The sequence below is a fragment of the Curvibacter soli genome (assembly GCF_029211125.1).
GTDB classification, from domain to species: Bacteria; Pseudomonadota; Gammaproteobacteria; order Burkholderiales; family Burkholderiaceae_C; genus Curvibacter_A; species Curvibacter_A soli.
The window spans coordinates 96,856-112,530 of the sequence record NZ_JARGEN010000031.1 but is presented as its reverse complement, the minus strand read 5'-3'; the positions used below and the strand labels follow the sequence as shown (position 1 = coordinate 112,530).

Genomic DNA, 15,675 nt, shown 5'->3' with positions numbered 1-15,675 from the left:
CGCCTCTGGGGCCCATTCTAGGCATGCACGCGCGCCGCGTCATGAGGAGATTTCCGCAGCTTCCCCGCCGGCATCGAACGGTGCCAGTCCCTCGGCCAGCGCGTCGAGCAACGCGCGCACGTCCGGCAGCAGGCCGCGGCGCGAGGGGAACACCGCGTGCAGACCGCGAAGTGCGGGCAGCCCGGCGCGACGCGCTGCGACGGCTATCGCTGTGGTTTGCGCCTTGCCCGGCGCCCAAACGCATCGCTTTTATTTGTGCCGACAAGCATCGAACACTGCACTGGCATCGTTGACATAGGTTGGCCATCGCCTGCGGGCATGCGCTGGCGGACGCGCAGATCCTCGCCCTGGACTGGCTGGCCGAGGGCGTGCAGGGCCGCGCGAAATAGCCCTTATCCGCCCCCGCATATGCGGAGCCGCCCGGGCCGCGTTTAAGCTCCGTTGCACCATGCATGCCTACCGCGCCGCCATCCTCCGCTTCGCACCCGACGTCCCCGCCGTCCGCTACGAGGAGGACGGTCTGCTGGTCGTCGGCCCCGACGCGCAGGGCCGCCAGCGCGTGCAGGCGCTGGGGCCGCAGCGCGACCTCGCGCCGCGCTACCCCGGCGTGCCGGTGGAGCACCTGCCCGGGCGCATCATCGCGCCGGGCTTCGTGGACATGCACATCCACTACCCGCAGACCGACGTGATCGGCGCGCCCGCCGAAGGGCTGCTGCCCTGGCTCGAGAACTACACATTTCCCCATGAAAAACGCTTCTCCGTGCCCGAATATGCTGCGGAAGTAGCTTCTTTTTTCATAGCAGAGCTGCTGCGCAACGGCGTCACCACGGCGCTTACGTTCGCCACCTCGCACCCGCAGTCGGTGGACGCGCTGTTCACCGAGGCGCGCGCGCGGCAACTGCGCCTCGTCACCGGCAAGGTGCTGCAGGACCGCCATTCGCCCGACGGCGTGCGCGACCAGACCGAGCAGAGCCTGAGCGACACCGAGGCGCTGATCCGCAAGTGGCACGGCGTGGACCGCCTGGGCTACGCCATCACGCCGCGCTTCGCGCCCACCAGCACGCCGGCCCAACTGCGCGGCGCGGGCGAACTGGCGGCCCGCTACCCCGATGTGTGGATCCAGTCGCACGTGGCCGAGAACCTGGGCGAAATCGCATGGGCGCACGAGCTGTTTCCCGAGGCCCGCAGTTACCTCGCCGTGTACGAGGGCTTCGGCCTGATGCGCCCGCGCGCCGTCTATGCCCATTGCATCCACTTCGACGACGAGGATCGCGCCCTGATGCGCGCCACCGGCACCGTGGCCGCCGTCAGCCCCACGAGCAACCTGTTCCTCGGCAGCGGCTTCTTCGACTACGCGGGTGCCGACCGCGCGGGCTTCGGCTACGGCCTGGCCAGCGACGTGGGCGGGGGCACCAGCTTCAGTCCGTTCCACACCATGCGGGCGGCTTACTACGTGGGGCGCGAGGGCCAGACCAAGACGGGCCTGTCGCTGCCGCCGCAGCACCTGTGGTGGCAGCACACGGCAGGTGCGGCGCGTGCGCTGGGGCTGCAAGGGGTGGTGGGCAACCTGCAGCCGGGCTGCGAGGCCGACTTCATCGTGCTCAATCCCCAGGCCACGCCGCTCATCGCGCGCAAGACCGCGCAGGCCGCAAGCCTCGACGAGCTGCTGTTCGCGCTCATCGTGCTGGGCGACGACCGGCTGGTCGAGCGCACCGTCATTTCACAAGCAAAATTGGCCTCTGGCGCTTGATTTACCTGCGGGAGCAGCTATCAAATCAGGAGTTTCCGGGGCTCAGCGCGGCGTGGGTGCGGCGGCATCCGCGGGCCCGAGCAGCTTCTTCTGGCGCAGGTACTTCACGAGGCCGCAGTAGCCGTCCTTGAACAGGATCTCGTCGGCGGTCTTGGCGGGCAGCAGCTTTTCCTTCAGCGCGGCGGCGGCCTCGGTGCCCTGGGTCTGGCGGGCGAAGCCGATGGCCTGCTCGAACTTCGAATACTCGGCCCGGCACGGGTCTTGCGCCTGCACCGTGTAGCCCGTGGCGGGTGCGGTGGCCTGGGCGCGCGCCATGCCGCCGGTCCCGCACAACAGCGGGGCGGCAATGGCGGCGATGGACAGGTGGCGGTGCATGGCGGGCGATTTTTTTGCGGCGGCGCGAGGTCTGAAGCATGAACCGTGCCGCCCGCCGCGCCATCGCGCAGTTCTAATCCCACCCATGCGCGGCGCCGTATGCCGTGGTGACTGACTAGAATACGCGCCCAGCGCAGGAGCAGCCGATGAGCATCAAGAGCGACAAGTGGATCCGCCGCATGGCCGAGCAGCGCGGCATGATCGAGCCGTTCGAGCCGGGTCAGGTGCGCGAGGCCGAGGGCCGCAAGATCATCAGCTACGGCACCAGCAGCTACGGCTACGACATCCGCTGCGCGCCCGAGTTCAAGGTCTTCACCAACATCCACAGCACGGTGGTGGACCCGAAGAACTTCGACGAGAAAAGCTTCGTCGACTTCCACGGCGACTCCTGCATCATCCCGCCCAACAGCTTCGCGCTGGCGCGCACGGTGGAGTACTTCCGCATCCCGCGCAACGTGCTCACCATCTGCCTGGGCAAGAGCACCTACGCGCGCTGCGGCATCATCGTCAACGTCACGCCGTTCGAGCCCGAGTGGGAGGGCTACGTGACGCTGGAGTTCAGCAATACCACGCCGCTGCCGGCCAAGATCTACGCGGGCGAGGGCTGCGCGCAGGTGCTGTTCTTCGAGAGCGATGAGGTGTGCGAGACCAGCTACAAGGACCGCGGCGGCAAATACCAGGGCCAGCACGGCGTGACGCTGCCGCGGGCCTGACCGCGCCGCCGGTCAAGGCGGTGGCCTGCAAGCCGGATTGCATTTCGCCGCCAGAGGCGCCGCATCCTGTGATGGGCCGTGGCATGCGCAAGGTTTCGATTCACGTCTAACCCGCTTGCGGGCAGAGAACGCCCGCCTTCGGATCGTCAGGGCTGAGGCGCCTGACTCGCCGTTCTCAATGGGCCAACTCACCCCGGGCAGGTGGAGCAGTTTGGGTCGCCGCCGGGGATCAGAAAATCAGAATTTCGACCGTAGCCACTCCAGGTAAATAGCCGCGACGCTATCGATATTCAGGGTCGAGGCGCGTAAGACTTGCCCCGTTCGGCGCCGCACTTCGACAGACTCCAGTGCATCCAGCGCCGCAGCGAGTTCGGCCTCGTCGTCGGCCCACTGTTCGACGCCGCATGCCGTCTCCAGATACCCCGCCTCGCGGTTACAAATCACCGGCGTCCCGCTGCCTTGCGCGTTAGCCAGCTTGACGTTGCTCTTCCAGTTCCTTGGGGCGTAGCCAGGGCAGTCCCGCAACGCAACCAGAATGTCCACGTCGGCCACCTCCGCCGGATTGATGACGAACTGCAATCCGCGAGCCGCGCATTGCCGCTTGACAATCGGCAGCCAGCGTCCCAGATACTTCTCTCCTCCTTCGTAACCCAGCACTTTCAGCGGCCGGATTGGATTCGGCCGCAGGCCCGGACGGGCGTGATGCGGTAGCGTTAGCACGGGCACGCCAAAGCCCTCGCAGTCCTGAGCCATCACGCGCGTCGCTGCGACAATCCCGGCAGGCCGAATCGTCCTCACTTCATTGGCCAGCCACTCTAAGCACTGCTTTTTCTGCCACGCATTTCCGACTGGCTGTGGCCAGGCGTCGACCACATCCCAGATCACCGGCACCTCGCAACGATGCAGGCTTCGCAGCAGATCGGTGGTCTGCCGCTTCACGAGGACTGCCAAGTCGTAGGGCGCCACGTCCTTGGCATTCGGGACTATTGAAGCCCCCAGCGTCTGCCCTAGTTGAACTCCACGGATTTGCCAGCTACCACTAGAGCCCTTGCCGGTGATCAGCACATGCACACCGAACCCTCCGGCGCAACACCGCTGCGGACTTCGTCTGCATCTCGCATCACCTGCTTGAAGAGTTCGCCACAGGGCATGCGCATAAATTTCATATGGTGGCAGTGTACCGCGACTGCCGACACTGGAGAGCTCATCCCAAGGCCCTGGCGGTTCCCGGCGTTTGCGGAGAAGCGATCAGCGCTACAAGGTGCACGGCAGCACCGAGATGGCCGAAAAAAAGCATTGGTCCGAGCCCGCAGCGGGATGCCCGAGCCGGCGGAGAGGTGAAAATGCGGCATGCGCAACGCCGTCTTCATCCACACCAACCCCAAGCAGATCGTCGGCGCCCTGGTGGCGCAGCACGCATTGCGTCGCCACAGCGCCGCGCCCGAACGCTTCGACGTGCACATCCTCCAGACGACGGACTTCCCGGTCTTCGAGCGCTTCGAGGGGCGCCGCTATCTGCGCGAGGGCCAGCAGGTAGTCTGGCGCAACGACGACCTGCAGTCATTCACGCCGCTGCGCTTCGCCGTGCCGCAACAGATGGGTTACACCGGCCGCGCGGTGCTGATCGACCCGGACATCTTCGCGCTCGCAGACATCAACATACTGCTCGAGCGCGACATGGGTGGCGCCGCCTTGATGGCACGGCAAATGGATGGCAACTTCCGCCGCCCGCTGCACTACGCGTCGAGCGTGATGCTGATGGACTGCGCGCGTCTGCGGCACTGGCAGTGGGAAGTGGACTTCGAGCGCGTTTTCCGCGGCGAACGCGACTACCGCGACTGGATGTGGCTGCTGCTCGAACCGCCGGGCAGCGTCGCGGCGCTCGAGTCCGAGTGGAATGACTTCGACCGTCTTGCACCCGACACCAAGCTGCTGCACAACACGCACCGCCGCACGCAACCGTGGAAAACCGGTCTGTCCTCGGACTTCACGCCGCGCGGCACCACGCTCAAGTCGCGCGCTGGCATCTGGCTGCGCAAGCTGACGGGGCGCGGCGCGGGTCGCTACCGCAGGCATCCAGACCCGGCCCAGGAGCGACTGTTCTTCCGACTGCTGGGCGAATGCCTGGACAACGGCTCGATCGACCGTGCCCTGCTCGACGCCGAGATCGCGCACGGCCACGTGCGTGCCGACGCGATGGACTGCGTGGCCCGCGCCGCGCACATCGCGGCCTGAGGGCACGCCCTCCGACGGCTCAGTAGCGCGCGATCAGCGCATGGATGCGCGCCAGCGTGATTTCGCGCTCCTGCCGTGCCATGTCGAGTACACGCCCGCTGCCGTCGAACGCGCCAGCCGCCTCCAACGCACGGTGCAGCAGCGCCAGATCGCGCAGAGACGACAGCAGTCCGAGGCCCTGCAGGATATCGAAGCTGCGCGCGACCATCGACGTCGGTCGCCGTGTCGCAGCGACGCGCCAGGCCGTCGCCAAGCTCCAGCGCCAATCCGGCTGCCGTGGCAACGCGAAGGGCACGACCGGACGACCGGTGAGCAACGCTTCGGTCAGCATCGACGCGCTGTCCGTCGTGACGATGATCCGCTGCGCGCGCTGGCGCAGGGCCGCGTAGGGGTTCTCGCCCTCACCCCAGCGGACGACATGCGATGGCACGTCGAGCGACCCGGCCAGTACTTCCATCGCGGTAGCCGGCGTCCGCGGACTGCCAAGCACCCAGGCGCTGCCGCCATGTGTTCGCACCTGCGCATTCACGAGGTGCGCAAGCCCGACCGCAGCCTCTTTGTCGAATACGAAGGGGCGACTGTTGCCGCCGACCATCACGAGGGTCCAGGGCCGCGGCATGCGCGCCGCATACGGCTGCAACGCCAGCGGAAGCGGTACGTCGATGGGCTGCTGCGGCTGCATGAACGGCAGGCGGTGCATCAACACGTTGGCCTGCTCCGGCAGGGCGTACTGCGGCGTGGTGACGATCAGGTCGAACCACGACAGCGGCGCCCACGGTCGATTGACGTGGACCAGTCGCGTACGCTCGCCGGATTGGCGCCGAATCCATCGCGCTGCCGGCACGCTCCTGCGTCCCGCCGCCAACACCACGCGCGGCCAGGGCGGCTGCAGCGCTGCCGTGTCCTTGCTGCGCCAGCTCAGGCGCGAAGCGCCCAGCAGGATCGGCGGCAAGCCGGCAGCGACACGAAAACGCAAGGGTACGGTACGGTACGGCACGCCCAAGGCATCGGCGATGGCCAGCAACTGCTGGTTGTCGCCGTGGCGCGCCCCCAGCAATACCCAGACCGGTGCCGCGTCGGCACCGCAAGGCGTCACCCGGGCCATGTCACTCGCCGGCGCATCAGCCTGGTAGCCAGCCGGCCGAGCGGTACCAGGCAACCGCATCGACAAAGCCGGTGTCGATGTCGAACTGCGGCGACCAACCGTCCGGCTGCGCGAGTTCGTCAGACGCGACACCCCAGTCGGCATGGCGCAGCTCACGCAGCTTCTGCGAATTGAGCATGCTGGCCGAGCCACCGAGGCGCGCCAGATCGCCCAGCAGCGCAACGCCACGCAGCAGGCTCTGCGGCGCCTCGATGAAGCGCGGCGAGGGATTGCCGACGGCACGCGCTGCAGCGCCGAGCAGTTCGCTCCAGCGGTAGCCCTGCGGCTGGCCGTCGGCCGCCGCCATCACCTGGCCCCGCGGTGTCGCCGCAACGAGCGTGACGATCAGCCGCACTACATCGCGCACGTGGATCAACGCCGCGCGCGCGTCTGGCCCGCCGAGCAAAGGCACGCACGGCCAGCGGGCCACCTGGAAGAAGCGCAGCGTCTCGCGGTCGCCAGGGCCGTAGACCGCGGGCGGGCGCAGCACGGTGGTGCGTGTGCCCATGGCGTCGAGCGCGGCCGCCTCGCCGGCGCGCTTGCTGGCGGCGTAGTCCGAGAGCAAGGGTTCGCGCGCCACCAGGCTGGACACCTGCAGGAAATGCGCGTCAGGGGACAGTCGCCTGGTTGCCTGCGCGATCCGCGCAACGCCTTGCTCGTTGACCGCGAAGAAGTCCGCCCGTCGCGCCGCCTTGATGAGTCCGGCCAGATGGATCACCGCATCCACGCCCTCCACCAAGCGTGCCAGTGCGGCGCTGTTGTCGAGCGCGCCGGCCACGACCTCGGGCTTCGACTGGCGCCATCCGGAGCCCGACGGCTCGCGCCGCAACAGCAGCCGCACCCGCCAGCCCGCCTGCGTCAGCGCGGCAATGAGATGCCGTCCGATGAAGCCCGTCGCCCCGGTCACGGCGACCAGGGGCACACGCGCGGCGGTCGCTCCAGAAGTCAGGGGAGGCACAGGCATTGAGGAGAGGCAAGGGGGAAAGTCCACGAGCGGCGCAGCATGGCTCTCGGTGAGTGAGGGTGGAGGCCGACAGCATAATAGAGCACTGCGGCCCGATGGCTGCGGCTCTTTGCGCATGAACAAGACCCTGCTTCTCTGCCTTTTGTTCGCCGCCCTGCCGGGGCCGGCCGACGCGCGCAGCAAGCACCGCGACCGCGCCGAGCAGCGCGCCTTTCGCCTGAACCATCCCTGCCCGTCCACGGGCCGGACCGAAGGGGCCTGCCCCGGCTGGCAGGTGGGCTACGTCGTCGAGCTTTGTGCCGGCGGACAGGACAAAAAGGAGAACATGCGCTGGATCACGCCGCAGGACAAGCGCTTCATCAAGGAAGCAACGGGCAAAGACTGCAAGAAGCTCAAGTACGGCCCTGTGCTGCTGCGCTGAACGGCACGCTCATGGGATGTGGGGGCATGCAGACCCACACAGCAACGCAGGCATGAAGTTGGTACATGCTGCGGCCAATCGCCGATGCTGGAGGGCGCCGCGCGTGAGCGGCAATCCGTTCATGTGGAATAGAGGATGCAATATATACTCCCAATGCCCATGCCGGCTACTGCAGAAGATATGCGGATACTGATGCCATACTCCCCGGGAGTATGGGGCTGGTTCGGGTGCGGCGCGCTCCTGGGACGTGTTGGAAGGCCCGGCCTTCAGGCTCCCGCCACCTTCATGCGGTCGATGAGGATGGAGCCCACGCTCTTGGCGCCGTAGGTGTAGATGTCGGCGCCGATGGCGGCGATGCCCTTGAACATGTCCTTCAGGTTGCCCGCGATCGTGATCTCGTGCACCGGGTAGGCGATGCGGCCTTTTTCCACCCAGAAACCGCTGGCGCCGCGCGAATAGTCGCCCGTCACGTAGTTCACGCCCTGGCCGATCAGCTCGGTCACGAACAGGCCGGTACCGAGCTTGCGCAGCATGGCGTCGAGGTCGTCGCCGGGCCGGGTCTGGCGCGACAGCAGCGTGAGGTTGTGCGAGCCGCCCGCGTTGCCCGTGGTCTTCATGCCGAGCTTGCGCGCCGAGTAGGTGGACAGGAAGTAGCCCTGCACCCGGCCCGCGTCCACCACCTTGCGCGCGCGGGTGCGCACGCCTTCCTCGTCGAATGGCGAGCTGCCCTTGCCGCGCGGCACGAACGGGTCTTCCGTCACGTCTACGTGGCTGGGGAACACCGCCTTGCCCAGCGAATCGGGCAGGAAGCTGCTCTTGCGGTAGAGCGCGCCACCGCTGGTGGCCTGCACGTAGGCGCCCAGCAGGCCGGCGGCCAGCGGCGACTCGAACAGCACCGGGCATTGCGTGGTGCGAATCTTGCGGCCGCCCAGCCGCGCCAGCGCGCGCTCGGCGGCGTAGCGGCCCACGGCGGCGGGGCTGGCGAGCTCGTGCGCGTCGCGCATGGAGCTGTACCACGCGTCGCGCTGCATGTCGCCGTTGCGGCCCGGCAGCGACGCGATGGGCGACACCGACAGGCTGTGGCGCGAGCTGGCGTAGCCGCCGCGAAAGCCGTGCGTGTGCGCGCTGAAGAAATGCGACTGCTGCGCCGACACGCCCGCGCCTTCGCTGTTGGTGATGCGGCGGCTGGTGGCCAGCGCCGCGGCCTCGCATTCGAGCGCGATGCGCGCCGCCTCTTCGCTGGTCAGGGCCCAGGGGTGGAACAGGTCCAGGTCATGCACCTCGCCGGCGCGCACGACGTCGGCCTCGTCGGGCAGGCCGGCCACCGGGTCTTCGGCGGTGTAGCGGGCGATGTCGTAGGCGGCCTGCACGGTCTGCTCGATGGCCTGGCGCGAAAAATCGGAGGTGCTCGCGTTGCCGCGGCGCTGTCGCGCGTACACCGTCACGCCGAGCGACTTGTCGCGGTTGCGCTCGACGTTCTCCAGCGCGCCGCGGCGCACGCTGACCGACAGCCCGCAGCCCTCGGACGCCTCGGCGCCGGCATCGGTGGCGCCGATCTTCTTCGCATGGGCGAGGGCGGTGTCGACGAGCTCTTCGAAGAAGGCGGGGGAATAGCTGAAGCCGCTGTCCGCGGCGCTGCGAGATGTGTTCATGGCGGCGGCTATGATACTTGCCGCCCTCCATGCCCCGGCGGCGCTCCGCCGGGATGCCCCCACCCCATGTCACGCAAACCCAAAAAAGGCTATTACGTCCGCGGCCAGTTCATTGCCGAAGGCAGCGAGCTCGACCTGCAGTACAAGGCCGAACTCAAAGGCACCGAAGAGGCCAGCAAGACCGACCTCAAGCGCGAGAGCGCTGCGCTGCAGGCGCTGGGCACGGACCTGCTGGCGCTGCGCGCCGACCTCATGGAGCGCCTGGCACTGCCAGAAAAGCTGCAGGACGCGCTGGCCGAGGCGCGCCGCATCACCAACTTCGAGGGCAAGCGGCGCCAGATGCAGTACGTGGGCAAGCTCATGCGCCAGCTCGACGCCGGCACCGTGATGGCCGCGCGTGCCGCGCTCGACGAGCAGCACGGCGGCAGCGTGGCCGAGAAGATGGCCCTGCACACCGCCGAGCAGTGGCGCGAGCGGCTCATCGGCGACGACGATGCCGTGGGCCGCTGGATGGAGCAGTTCCCCGCCACCGACGCCCAGCAGCTACGCGCCCTGGTGCGCCAGGCGCGCAAGGATGCCCGGCCCGAGCGGCCCGGCGAAGCCCTGCGCCATGGCCGCGCCTACCGCGAGCTGTTCCAGCTCGTGCGCGAGCAGTTCGAAGGCGGCGCCCCGGACGAGGACGAGGGCGAGGGCGAGGCGCCATGACGCGGGCCGCCGCCTTCGACCCGGTCAAGATCGGCATCGTCTCTATCAGCGACCGCGCCAGCGCCGGCGTATATGAAGACAAGGGCCTGCCCGCCTTGCAGGACTGGCTCACCCGCGCCCTGCTCAACCCCATCACTTTCGAACCCCGCCTGATCCCCGACGAGCAGGACACCATCAGCGCCGCACTGATCGCCCTGGTCGACGAGGGCTGCAGCCTGGTGCTGACGACCGGCGGCACGGGCCCCACGCTGCGCGACGTGACGCCCGAGGCCACACTGGCCGTGGCGCACAAGCAGATGCCGGGCTTTGGCGAGCAGATGCGCCAGATCTCGTTGCGCTTTGTGCCCACCGCCATCCTGTCGCGCCAGGTGGCCGTGGTGCGCGACCAGAGCCTCATCATCAACCTGCCCGGCCAGCCCAAGGCGATTGCCGAAACGCTGGAAGGCCTCAAGGATGCGGCCGGTGCGCAACTGGTGCCGGGCATCTTTGCCGCAGTGCCCTACTGCGTGGACCTGATTGGCGGGCCTTACCTGGAAACGCGCGACGAGGTCTGCAAAGCCTTCCGGCCCAAATCGGCCCTGCGCACCCGCTGAGGCAGGGTCGCCAGCCCTTTTGCCCATACCCGAGCAGTCCACTCAGGCGTCGCTGCGCCGCGGACATACGGCCGGAGTATGGTGAGCTCTTCACAAATGGAGACCGCCATGAACGCCATGATGAAAGCCGCTGTTTTTGTCGAAAAGGGCCGCATCGAGCTGGCCGACAAGCCGATCCCCGACATCGGCCCCAACGATGCCCTGATGCGCATCACCACCACCACCATCTGCGGCACCGACGTGCATATCCTCAAGGGCGAATACCCCGTGGCCAAGGGCCTGACGGTGGGGCATGAACCCGTGGGCGTGATCGAAAAGCTGGGCAGTGCCGTGCAGGGCTACACCGAAGGCCAGCGCGTGATTGCCGGCGCCATCTGCCCCAACTTCAACTCGTATGCCGCGCAGGATGGCGTGCCATCACAGGACGGCAGCTACCTGGTGGCGCGCGGCCTGTGCGGCTGCCACGGCTACAAGGCCACCGCCGGCTGGCGCTTTGGCAACCTGATCGATGGCGCCCAGGCCGAATATGTGCTGGTGCCCGATGCACAGGCCAACCTGGCCCCCATCCCCGACGGCCTGACCGACGAGCAGGTGCTGATGTGCCCCGACATCATGTCCACCGGCTTCAAGGGCGCGGAAAACGCCGCCATCAAGATCGGCGACACCGTGGTGGTGTTTGCGCAGGGCCCCATTGGCCTGTGCGCCACGGCGGGCGCGCGCCTGCTGGGCGCCACCACCGTCATCGCCGTCGATGGCAACGACCACCGCCTGGGCATCGCCAAGAAAATGGGCGCCGACGTGACGCTGAACTTCCACAACGTGGACGTGATCGACGAGGTGATGAAGCTCACCGGCGGCAAGGGCGCCGACAGCTCCATCGAGGCGCTGGGCACCCAGGCCACGTTTGCGCAGGCCATGAAGGTGCTCAAGCCCGGTGGCACGCTGTCCAGCCTGGGCGTGTATTCCGAAGACCTCACCATTCCGCTGGCGCAGTTTGCCGCGGGCCTGGGCGACCACACCATCCGCACCGCGCTGTGCCCCGGCGGCAAGGAGCGCATGCGCCGCCTGATGAACGTGATTGCCGCCAGCCGCCTGGACCTGGGCGTGATGGTCACGCACCACTACAAACTCGACGACATCGTGGCCGCCTATGACCTGTTTGCCCACCAGCGCGACGGCGTGCTGAAGGTGGCGATCAAGCCCCGCTGAAACGCGGCCAGAATAGACGGCGCCAGCGCCCCGCAGCAGAAATGTTGCGGGGCGTTCTTGCGTCTGCGCTGCCTTGGACATGCCGCCCGGCGGCTTGGAGAAACCGGCCTACTTGCCCACCAGGTCGTTGAACTTGCCCGCCTCGAACCGCTCCTTGAGCGCCGCGTCAGCGGGCACGCAATCGCCCGTCTTGACGCATTCGGACAGCTTCTCGATGGCCTGCCACAGCAGCGCGATCTGGTGCTCTTGCGAAGATGCGCTGTCGATCAGGCCGCGCATGGCCTGCGAGAGCGGGTCGTCCTCTTGCGTGATGCCGTAGGCCGTGAACCTGGGCGCCTGCTGCGGCTCGGTCACGTCGGCGCTCTGGCCCTCTTTGGACGGGATGATGCGCGCCGGAATACCCACCGCCGTGGCACCCGCCGGCACCGGCTTGATGACCACGGCATTGCTGCCGATTTTGGCGCCATCGCCCACTTCAAAACCACCCAGCACCTTGGCGCCAGCGCTCACCACCACGTCACGCCCCAGCGTGGGGTGGCGCTTGGTGCCCTTGAAGAGCGAGGTGCCGCCCAGCGTGACGCCCTGGTAGATGGTGCAGCCGTCACCGATCTCGGCCGTCTCGCCCACCACCACGCCCATGGCATGGTCGAAAAAGACGCGCTCGCCAATCCTGGCGCCGGGATGGATCTCTATGCCCGTGAGCCAGCGTGCACAGTGCGAAACAAAGCGCCCCAGCCATTTGAAACCATGGCCCCAGCACCAGTGCGCCAGGCGGTGCAGCAGGACCGCGTGCAGGCCCGGGTAGCAGGTCAGCACCTCCCACGCGCTGCGCGCGGCAGGGTCGCGGTCGAGGATGCACTGGATGTCGGCGCGCAGGCGGGGGAACATGGCTCTTGGCTATGTGCTTATGTGCTTATGTGGGCCGCCGAGTCTAGCGTTTCGCCCTGGCGGCCTGCTCCATGGCCTTGGCAACACCACGCAGGATATGGATTTCCTCGGGGCTGATTTGCGCGCGGTTGAAAAGCTGGTTCAGGCGCGGCATGAGCTTCTTGGGCGCGGCGGGGTCGAGGAAGCCGATCTCCACCAGCGCGCGCTCCCAGTGGGCGAGCAGTCCCGCCACCTGGGCGGCGTCCGCCACCTGCGGCTGGGCGGCGCCTGCCGGCACCGCAAAGCCGCCCAGCGCCATGCGCCATTCGTAGGCGATGACCTGGACCGCCGCACCGAGGTTGAGCGAGCCGAAGCCCGGATCGGTGGGGATGGAGAGCGCCACATGGCAGCGGTACACGTCGTCGTTGGCCATGCCGAAGCGCTCGCTGCCGAACAGGAAGGCCACGCCGGTCTGCACGGGAGGGCTTCCAGGGGTTGAAGCGTTTTCGGCCTCCAGCGCTTGTTCTGCCTGCGCTGGCAGCTCCTGTTTCAATAGCGCCTCGAAGTGCGGGCGCGGTGCGCGGGTGGGCGGGCCGAAGTCGCGCGGCGTCATGGCCGTGGCGCACAGGTGGCTCATGCCATCAAGCGCCTCGTCCAGCGTGGCGACGATGCGCGCGTTCTCCAGCACGTCGAGGGCGCCGCTGGCGCGCTGGATGGTTTCCTCGCGCCGCAGCACGTTGGGCCAGCGCGGCGCGACCAGCACCAGGTCGCCGAAGCCCATGGTCTTCATCGCGCGCGCCGCGGCGCCGACGTTGCCGGCATGGCTGGTGTTGATGAGGATGAAGCGGGTTTTCATGGGGGCAAAAGGCAGGGCTGGCAAGCCCGCCATTGTCGCTGGCGGGGCGGTAAAATTGCAGCATTGCCGCCGTGCGCATCGCCGCATGCGCCCTTTGTTCCGCTCTTCACACAATCCATGTCGTCCAACCTGCACCCCATGCTCAACGTGGCCATCAAGGCCGCCCGCGCCGCCGGCGCCATCATCAACCGCGCCGCGTTGGATGTGGAGTCCGTGCGCATTTCGCAAAAGCAGGTCAACGACTTCGTGACGGAGGTGGACCAGGCCGCCGAGCAGGCCATCATCGAGACGCTGCTCACCGCCTACCCGGACCATGGCATCCTGGCCGAGGAGTCGGGCGGCACCCACGGTGCGCGGAACGCGGATTTGGTCTGGATCATCGACCCGCTGGACGGCACGACCAACTTCATCCACGGCTTCCCGGTCTACTGCGTGAGCATCGCGCTGTCGGTGCGCGGCAAGATCGAGCAGGCCGTGGTCTACGACCCCACGCGCAACGACCTGTTCACCGCCACGCGCGGACGCGGCGCCTACATGAACGAGCGCCGCATCCGCGTGAGCAAGCGCACCCAGCTCAAGGACTGCCTGCTGTCCACCGGTTTCCCGTTCCGCCCCGGCGACAACTTCAAGTGCTACCTGCAGATCATGTCCGACGTGATGCACCGCACCGCCGGCCTGCGCCGCCCCGGCGCCGCCGCGCTGGACCTGGCGTACGTGGCCGCGGGCTTCACCGACGGCTTCTTCGAGACCGGCCTCTCGCCCTGGGACGTGGCAGCCGGCTCGCTGCTGGTCACCGAGGCGGGCGGCCTGATCGGCAACTTCACGGGCGAGGCCGACTTCATCGACCAGCGCGAATGCATGGCCGCCAACCCGCGCATCTACGGGCAACTCGTGCCCCTGCTCGGCAAGTACAGCAAGTTCGCCAGCGCCGGCGACAAGGCTGCGGTGCGCCAGGCGGCGCGTGAAGGCATACAGGAAGAGGGCGTGCAGGTAGAAGGAGAAGGCGGCGCGGGCGCGGGCGAGGCGGCGGACTGATTACGCCGCCGGCTCAGTCGTCGGCATAGCGCTGCGCGATGCCGCGGAAGTCTTCCGTCAGTTCCATGAAGGCGTCCACGATGTCGGGGTCGAAGTGCGTGCCGCGCCCCTTGCTCACGATCGCGCATGCCTGCTCGTGCGTGAATGCGGGCTTGTACACGCGCCGGCTGATGAGCGCGTCGTACACGTCGGCCACGGCCATGAGGCGCGCCGACACGGGGATCGCGTCCCCCACGAGCCCCTCGGGGTAGCCGCTGCCATCCCATTTCTCCTGGTGGCTGTAGGCGATCTCCTTGGCCGTCTGCAGGAACTCCACCTTCGTTCCCAGGCGCCGCTCGGCCTCCTCGATGGCGTCGCGGCCCAGCGTGGTGTGGGTCTTCATGATCTCGAACTCCTCGACCGTGAGCTTGCCGGGCTTGAGCAGGATGCTGTCGGGGATGCCGATCTTGCCGATGTCGTGCAGCGGGGCCGACTTGTAGAGCATGTCGATGGTGCGGTCGTTGTTGAGCGCATCGACGAAGCGCGGGTGGTAGCGCAGCTTCTCTGCCAGCGTACGCACGTAGAGCTGCGTGCGGCGGATGTGGTTGCCGGTCTCGTTGTCGCGCGTCTCGGCCAGCGAGGCCATGGCCATGATGGTGACGTTCTGGATCGCGCGCACCTCCAGCGTGCGCAGCGCCACCTCGCGCTCCAGGTAGGCGCTCTTGTCGCGCAGGAAGTCGGCCGTGGCCTTGAGCGACAGGTGCGTCTGCACGCGCGCGCGCAGGATCGGCGGGCTGATCGGCTTGGTGATGTAGTCGACCGCGCCGATCTCCAGGCCGCGGTGCTCGTCCTCGGTATTGCTGCGCGCGGTCAGGAAGATGACCGGGATGTCGCGCGTGGCGGCGTGCGCCTTGAGCTGCCGGCACACTTCGTAGCCGTCCATGTCGGGCATCATGATGTCGAGCAGCACCAGGTCCGGCGGCATGTCGCCATGGGCGATCTTCAATGCCTTTTCGCCGCTGTTGGCCACTTTCACGCGGTAGTGGGCCTTGAGCAGGCTGCCCATGAGCGCCAGGTTGTCGGGCGTGTCGTCCACCACGAGCACGGTGGCGATGGGCTTGTCGACCAGCGACGGCTGGTCCATGGGAGCGGGCACGATGTCCATGGGCATTCCTGA

The 15,675-nt window shown here is 67.8% G+C and carries 16 protein-coding genes; 8 read left to right on the top strand and 8 right to left on the bottom strand.

The window, feature by feature from the left end:
• The first annotated feature begins 448 nt into the window (after positions 1-448).
• A complete protein-coding gene (guaD, locus tag PY257_RS07890; RefSeq protein ID WP_275740665.1) occupies positions 449-1,750 on the top strand; it encodes a guanine deaminase in 1,302 nt (433 codons plus the stop codon).
• 42 nt (positions 1,751-1,792) lie between these two features.
• Here the strand turns inward: guaD and PY257_RS07885 are convergent, their stop codons facing one another.
• A complete protein-coding gene (locus PY257_RS07885) occupies positions 1,793-2,125 on the bottom strand; it encodes a hypothetical protein (RefSeq protein ID WP_275740663.1) in 333 nt (110 codons plus the stop codon).
• Between the two features lie 146 nt (positions 2,126-2,271).
• On the opposite strand from PY257_RS07885, the gene dcd reads away from it, so the two are divergent.
• A complete protein-coding gene (dcd, locus tag PY257_RS07880) occupies positions 2,272-2,838 on the top strand; it encodes a dCTP deaminase (RefSeq protein WP_275740661.1) in 567 nt (188 codons plus the stop codon).
• A gap of 237 nt (positions 2,839-3,075) precedes the next feature.
• On the opposite strand, the gene PY257_RS07875 is transcribed toward dcd, so the two are convergent.
• Entirely contained in the window at positions 3,076-3,909 is an 834-nt protein-coding gene (locus PY257_RS07875; RefSeq protein WP_275740659.1) for a hypothetical protein, read from the bottom strand.
• 279 nt (positions 3,910-4,188) lie between these two features.
• Here PY257_RS07875 and PY257_RS07870 point away from each other — a divergent pair, with 279 nt between their 5' ends.
• The gene (locus tag PY257_RS07870; protein ID WP_275740657.1) at positions 4,189-5,073 is read left to right on the top strand and encodes a hypothetical protein; all 885 of its coding nucleotides are present in this window, start codon (positions 4,189-4,191) and stop codon (positions 5,071-5,073) included.
• A gap of 19 nt (positions 5,074-5,092) precedes the next feature.
• On the opposite strand, the gene PY257_RS07865 is transcribed toward PY257_RS07870, so the two are convergent.
• Positions 5,093-6,178 (bottom strand): ELM1/GtrOC1 family putative glycosyltransferase, encoded by a 1,086-nt coding sequence (locus PY257_RS07865; protein ID WP_275740655.1) that lies wholly within the window; start codon positions 6,176-6,178, stop codon positions 5,093-5,095.
• A gap of 16 nt (positions 6,179-6,194) precedes the next feature.
• Positions 6,195-7,139, bottom strand: coding sequence for an NAD-dependent epimerase/dehydratase family protein (locus tag PY257_RS07860; RefSeq protein WP_275740653.1), 945 nt, complete (start codon positions 7,137-7,139; stop codon positions 6,195-6,197).
• A gap of 157 nt (positions 7,140-7,296) precedes the next feature.
• Between PY257_RS07860 and PY257_RS07855 the strand changes: the two genes are divergently transcribed.
• Positions 7,297-7,602 carry an HNH endonuclease gene (locus PY257_RS07855; protein WP_275740651.1) on the top strand — a complete coding sequence of 102 codons (306 nt, stop codon included), beginning with the start codon at positions 7,297-7,299 and terminating at the stop codon, positions 7,600-7,602.
• A 266-nt stretch (positions 7,603-7,868) separates the two neighbouring features.
• Here PY257_RS07855 and pmbA read toward each other — a convergent pair whose 3' ends face one another.
• Positions 7,869-9,254: a metalloprotease PmbA gene (gene pmbA, locus PY257_RS07850; RefSeq protein WP_275740649.1), complete on the bottom strand. Its 1,386-nt coding sequence runs from the start codon at positions 9,252-9,254 to the stop codon at positions 7,869-7,871.
• 66 nt (positions 9,255-9,320) lie between these two features.
• Between pmbA and yjgA the strand changes: the two genes are divergently transcribed.
• The 3 genes from yjgA to PY257_RS07835 all read left to right on the top strand — a co-directional run bounded on the left by yjgA (position 9,321) and on the right by PY257_RS07835 (position 11,761).
• On the top strand, positions 9,321-9,959 hold the full coding sequence (gene yjgA / locus PY257_RS07845; RefSeq protein ID WP_275740647.1) for a ribosome biogenesis factor YjgA: 639 nt from the start codon (positions 9,321-9,323) through the stop codon (positions 9,957-9,959).
• Positions 9,956-10,552: a molybdopterin adenylyltransferase gene (gene mog / locus PY257_RS07840; RefSeq protein WP_275740645.1), complete on the top strand. Its 597-nt coding sequence runs from the start codon at positions 9,956-9,958 to the stop codon at positions 10,550-10,552. The genes yjgA and mog overlap by 4 nt, the downstream gene beginning before the upstream one ends.
• 108 nt (positions 10,553-10,660) lie before the next feature.
• Entirely contained in the window at positions 10,661-11,761 is a 1,101-nt protein-coding gene (locus PY257_RS07835; RefSeq protein WP_275740643.1) for an NAD(P)-dependent alcohol dehydrogenase, read from the top strand.
• Positions 11,762-11,869: 108 nt separating this feature from the next.
• On the opposite strand, the gene cysE is transcribed toward PY257_RS07835, so the two are convergent.
• Together cysE and PY257_RS07825 are read right to left on the bottom strand one after the other, a co-directional pair.
• On the bottom strand, positions 11,870-12,649 hold the full coding sequence (cysE, locus tag PY257_RS07830) for a serine O-acetyltransferase (RefSeq protein ID WP_275740641.1): 780 nt from the start codon (positions 12,647-12,649) through the stop codon (positions 11,870-11,872).
• Positions 12,650-12,692: 43 nt separating this feature from the next.
• Positions 12,693-13,484, bottom strand: a complete 792-nt coding sequence (locus tag PY257_RS07825) for an RNA methyltransferase (RefSeq protein ID WP_275740639.1) — start codon at positions 13,482-13,484, stop codon at positions 12,693-12,695.
• Positions 13,485-13,601: 117 nt separating this feature from the next.
• On the opposite strand from PY257_RS07825, the gene PY257_RS07820 reads away from it, so the two are divergent.
• Positions 13,602-14,519, top strand: coding sequence for an inositol monophosphatase family protein (locus PY257_RS07820; RefSeq protein WP_275740638.1), 918 nt, complete (start codon positions 13,602-13,604; stop codon positions 14,517-14,519).
• Between the two features lie 13 nt (positions 14,520-14,532).
• Here PY257_RS07820 and PY257_RS07815 read toward each other — a convergent pair whose 3' ends face one another.
• Complete coding sequence (locus PY257_RS07815; protein ID WP_275740636.1) at positions 14,533-15,663, bottom strand: response regulator; 1,131 nt, start codon at positions 15,661-15,663, stop codon at positions 14,533-14,535.
• Positions 15,664-15,675 lie beyond the last annotated feature (12 nt).

Coding starts and splice junctions, on each gene's coding strand:
- PY257_RS07825 (WP_275740639.1), bottom strand. CDS start 13,484: ATGAAAACCCGCTTCATCCTCATCAACACCAGCCATGCCGGCAACGTC.
- PY257_RS07855 (WP_275740651.1), top strand. CDS start 7,297: ATGAACAAGACCCTGCTTCTCTGCCTTTTGTTCGCCGCCCTGCCGGGG.
- PY257_RS07865 (WP_275740655.1), bottom strand. CDS start 6,178: ATGGCCCGGGTGACGCCTTGCGGTGCCGACGCGGCACCGGTCTGGGTA.
- PY257_RS07835 (WP_275740643.1), top strand. CDS start 10,661: ATGAACGCCATGATGAAAGCCGCTGTTTTTGTCGAAAAGGGCCGCATC.
- pmbA (WP_275740649.1), bottom strand. CDS start 9,254: ATGAACACATCTCGCAGCGCCGCGGACAGCGGCTTCAGCTATTCCCCC.
- PY257_RS07870 (WP_275740657.1), top strand. CDS start 4,189: ATGCGCAACGCCGTCTTCATCCACACCAACCCCAAGCAGATCGTCGGC.
- PY257_RS07815 (WP_275740636.1), bottom strand. CDS start 15,663: ATGGACATCGTGCCCGCTCCCATGGACCAGCCGTCGCTGGTCGACAAG.
- PY257_RS07820 (WP_275740638.1), top strand. CDS start 13,602: ATGTCGTCCAACCTGCACCCCATGCTCAACGTGGCCATCAAGGCCGCC.
- PY257_RS07885 (WP_275740663.1), bottom strand. CDS start 2,125: ATGCACCGCCACCTGTCCATCGCCGCCATTGCCGCCCCGCTGTTGTGC.
- dcd (WP_275740661.1), top strand. CDS start 2,272: ATGAGCATCAAGAGCGACAAGTGGATCCGCCGCATGGCCGAGCAGCGC.
- guaD (WP_275740665.1), top strand. CDS start 449: ATGCATGCCTACCGCGCCGCCATCCTCCGCTTCGCACCCGACGTCCCC.
- mog (WP_275740645.1), top strand. CDS start 9,956: ATGACGCGGGCCGCCGCCTTCGACCCGGTCAAGATCGGCATCGTCTCT.
- cysE (WP_275740641.1), bottom strand. CDS start 12,649: ATGTTCCCCCGCCTGCGCGCCGACATCCAGTGCATCCTCGACCGCGAC.
- yjgA (WP_275740647.1), top strand. CDS start 9,321: ATGTCACGCAAACCCAAAAAAGGCTATTACGTCCGCGGCCAGTTCATT.